This is a genomic window from Arthrobacter sp. KBS0703 (genome assembly GCF_002008315.2).
Taxonomy (GTDB): domain Bacteria; phylum Actinomycetota; class Actinomycetes; order Actinomycetales; family Micrococcaceae; genus Arthrobacter.
In genome coordinates, this window is record NZ_MVDG02000013.1 from 1 (window position 1) to 3,398 (window position 3,398).

Genomic DNA, 3,398 nt, shown 5'->3' on the forward strand with positions numbered 1-3,398 from the left:
TGGCCATCCTCGAGCCCACCCTGGTGGAGACGGTGGCCTGCATGATCGGCACCCTGCTCAACGAGGCGCTGCACGAGACCGTGCACACCGCCGGCGTCCCGGAGGAAGCCGCCAAGGCCATGCTGTTCGGTCACATCCAGATTGCCCTGACCAATGCCCTCCGCGGCTCCAACCCGTTCTCCGAGGCCTGCGAAATCGCCATCCAGTACGGCAAGAACACCATCATCAAGGACGACTGGAAGAAGATCTTCGACGACTCCGAGCTGGACGGCGTCATCGCCAAAATGCTCAAGCTCGACGCAGTCAAGCGCTAGGCAGCGTCCGTGCGCTGCGCCCGCTGACATGATTGTGAGCGGGCGCAGAGCGGCTGCTCGCGGCCGATGCTGCCGCAGTCCTCAAACCGCAGGGGTCGGGGCCGCACACGTCTATGGCCACTCGACGGCCTGACGCATCGCCCAGTGGCTCGCCATCGACTACCCGCAAAGCCTGCAGGCACTGTTCCTTGCGGCAACGAGCGGCGGGAGGGAACCCGCGGGGAAGGCAATGCCGCCGCCATGAATGCACTGCTGAGCGCGGACGTCGACCGCATGGCTGACGCCGCTGCCGAACGCCGTCCTGTTGCATCAGCACATCCGCCGCTCCACCCTGGTGAAGGTCCCCGGCGCACGGCATGGCGCGAAAAATATCTTCGGGATGGCCGGCCTGCCGGGACGCCGGCGGCGGACTTGACTTGAACCGGCCCCGGTTTTCCGCCACCAACAGCCGGCCCCCGCTCCTGACGCTCCCGAAATCCGGACTTCGCTGGGATCTTCCGGCGTCCCTTGTGGTCTTCCTCGTTGCCGTTCCGCTGTCGCTCGGAATCGCCGCGGCGTCCGGCGCGCCGGTGATGGCGGGCCTCATCGCGGCGGCGGTCGGGGGCATTGTGGCTGTCTCTTATACACATCTAGATGTGTATAAGAGACAGGCACCGGACTCGGCGTGGCCATCGCCGCGAACAAGGTCCCCGGCGTCCGCGCCGTCACCGCCCACGACCCCTTCTCGGTGGAACGCTCCGTGCTGAGCAACAACGCCCAGGTCCTCACCTTCGGCCAACGCGTCGTCGGCCTGGAACTGGCCCGCCGGCTCGCCCGCGAATGGCTCACCTATACGTTTGACGAAAGCTCCGCCTCGGCCGAGAAAGTCACCCTGATTAAGGACTACGAGGGTGTCACTTCCTGCTAACACCGCCGCCGGCGGGACGGGCGCAGCCGTCACCACGGGGCCAAAGGCCATCATCGGCGTCAGCCTGAAGATGTACTTCGGCTACCAGCGCTCGGTCGACTACTGCCGCGAGGTGGCCACGATCGCGCTGGCCCACCCCGCAGTGCAGAGCGGCGACATCGAACTCTTCGTCCTGCCGATCCTTCCAGTCCTCCCCGAAGCGGCCCGGATTCTCGGCGCCGCCGGGGCGGCGGCCGGTGCCCAGGACATCTTCTGGGAGGACCAGGGCGCCTTTACCGGCGAGGTCGGCGGCGCGGCCGTGGCCGAGCTCGGCGGCCGGTACGCGGAAATCGGCCACGCCGAGCGCCGCCGGATCTTTGGCGAGGATGACAGGATCATCGGGCTCAAGACGGCCGCCGCCTACCGCAACGGCCTCACCCCGGTCCTGTGCGTCGGTGAGCTGCAGCAGGGATCGGTGGAAGAAGCCATCACCCGCTGCACGGCCGAGATCGACGGTGCGCTGAACCGGGCGCAGTCCCTCGGACCCGCACGCCGGACCATCGTGGCCTATGAGCCGCAGTGGGCCATCGGCGCCCCGGAACCCGCCACGCCGCAGTACATCAGCGCCGTCATCGCCGGGCTGGATGCGCACCTGCGCGCCCTGCCGGGCCAGGCCGAAAGCCGGGTCATCTACGGCGGCAGCGCCGGGCCCGGCCTCATCAGCCAGTTGGACATGTCCGTCGCAGGCCTGTTCCTGGGCCGCTTCGCGCACAACCCGGCAGCACTCCGGGAGATCCTGGACGAGACCGCCGAACGGCTCGGCCTGCTGGAACCCGCGGGAGGAAGGGCATGAGCTCAACCATCGGACTCAGTTCCTACGCCTTCTTCTGGCAGCTGTCGGACAAGGTCGCCGAACCCCTCACCATCCACCGGGCCCTGGAGAAAACCGCGGCCCTGGGCGTGGAGCTCTTCCAGATCTGCGACTACGCACCGCTGGAGGAGATGACGGACGCGGAACTCAAGGAGATCAGGGCCACGGCGGACAGCCTGCGCATCGCACTCGAACTGGGCACCAAGGGCATCCGTCCGGAGCACCTCCGCAAGTTCCTGCACATCGCTGGCCTGCTTGGCGCGCCGCTGCTGCGGACCATGTTCAACGTCCCGGGCCACACCCCGACGGCGGACGAGGCAGCGGCGATCTTCACCGAGGTCCTGCCGGAGTTCGAAGCAGCCGGAGTGAAGATCGCCGTCGAAACCTACGAACAGGTGCCCACCGCCCGGATCCTGGACGTGGTCCGCCGCGTGGACAGCCCGTTCCTGGGCATCTGCAGCGACCCGGCCAACACGGTCGCGGCGCTTGAGATGCCGCGCGAGGTGATTGACGCCGTCGCGCCCTATGTCCTGAACATGCACATCAAAGACTTTGCGTTCAGCCGCAAGGAGGGGTGGGTCGGGTTCACATACTCCGGCGCGCCGCTCGGCGAAGGCCTTCTCGACTATGACTACATGGCCGGAAAGTTTCAGCCCCACGAAAGAAACATCAACCAGATCATCGAACACTGGTTGCCGTGGCAGGACTCCGAAGCGGACACCGTCCGCCTCGAAAACCAGTGGACCCAGCAGAGCCTCAATTTCCTAAGGAGCAAATGAAATGTCAGCAGAAAACTTGACCGTCGCCGTCATCGGAGCCGGAGGCAAAATGGGGATGCGCGTTTCCCGGAACCTCCAGAAGAGCGCCCACACCGTCTTCTACAGCGAAAACTCTCCCGCCGGCCAGGACCGCGTCCGCACCGAAGGCCGCGACATCACCAGCACGGATGACGCCGTGAAGGGCGCCGACGTGGTGATCCTCGCCGTCCCGGACACCGTCCTGGGCGTCGTGTCCGAAGGCGTCGTGCCGCAGATGAAGTCCGGCGCGATCCTGCTCACCCTGGACCCCGCCGCCGCCTACGCCGGCCTGCTGGCCAAGCGCGCCGACGTGGTCCAGGCAGTGGCGCACCCGTGCCACCCGTCCGTGTTCCTGGAGCGCACCACCAAGGAAGAATGGGCCGACACCTTCGGCGGCGAAGGCGCCCCGCAGAACGTGGTTGCCGCGATCGACGAGAACACCCCGGCAGTAACCCGCGATTCGGCCGAGGCCGTCATCCGCACCATCTACGCCCCCGTGATCGACGTGCACTGGGTCACCGTCAAGCAGC

The 3,398-nt window shown here is 67.0% G+C and carries 4 protein-coding genes and 2 pseudogenes; all 6 read left to right on the forward strand.

The features are described from left to right. A partial coding sequence (locus B1A87_RS22400; RefSeq protein ID WP_313902516.1) for a phosphogluconate dehydrogenase C-terminal domain-containing protein occupies window positions 1-314 on the forward strand: 314 nt, incomplete at its 5' end. A gap of 461 nt (window positions 315-775) precedes the next feature. Continuing rightward, window positions 776-934, forward strand: a pseudogene (locus B1A87_RS25160) (SulP family inorganic anion transporter); the annotation flags it as partial. Window positions 935-960: 26 nt separating this feature from the next. Then, a pseudogene (locus tag B1A87_RS22410) lies at window positions 961-1,221 on the forward strand (RpiB/LacA/LacB family sugar-phosphate isomerase); the annotation flags it as partial. Beyond that, window positions 1,205-2,053: a triose-phosphate isomerase family protein gene (locus tag B1A87_RS22415; protein ID WP_078027003.1), complete on the forward strand. Its 849-nt coding sequence runs from the start codon at window positions 1,205-1,207 to the stop codon at window positions 2,051-2,053. The pseudogene B1A87_RS22410 and the gene B1A87_RS22415, both read left to right, overlap by 17 nt. Then, window positions 2,050-2,850: a sugar phosphate isomerase/epimerase gene (locus B1A87_RS22420; protein WP_078027004.1), complete on the forward strand. Its 801-nt coding sequence runs from the start codon at window positions 2,050-2,052 to the stop codon at window positions 2,848-2,850. The genes B1A87_RS22415 and B1A87_RS22420 overlap by 4 nt, the downstream gene beginning before the upstream one ends. A gap of 1 nt (window position 2,851) precedes the next feature. Continuing rightward, the coding region (locus tag B1A87_RS22425) for a phosphogluconate dehydrogenase C-terminal domain-containing protein (protein WP_185982451.1) at window positions 2,852-3,398 on the forward strand (547 nt) is incomplete at its 3' end.

Coding starts and splice junctions, on each gene's coding strand:
- B1A87_RS22420 (WP_078027004.1), top strand. CDS start 2,050: ATGAGCTCAACCATCGGACTCAGTTCCTACGCCTTCTTCTGGCAGCTG.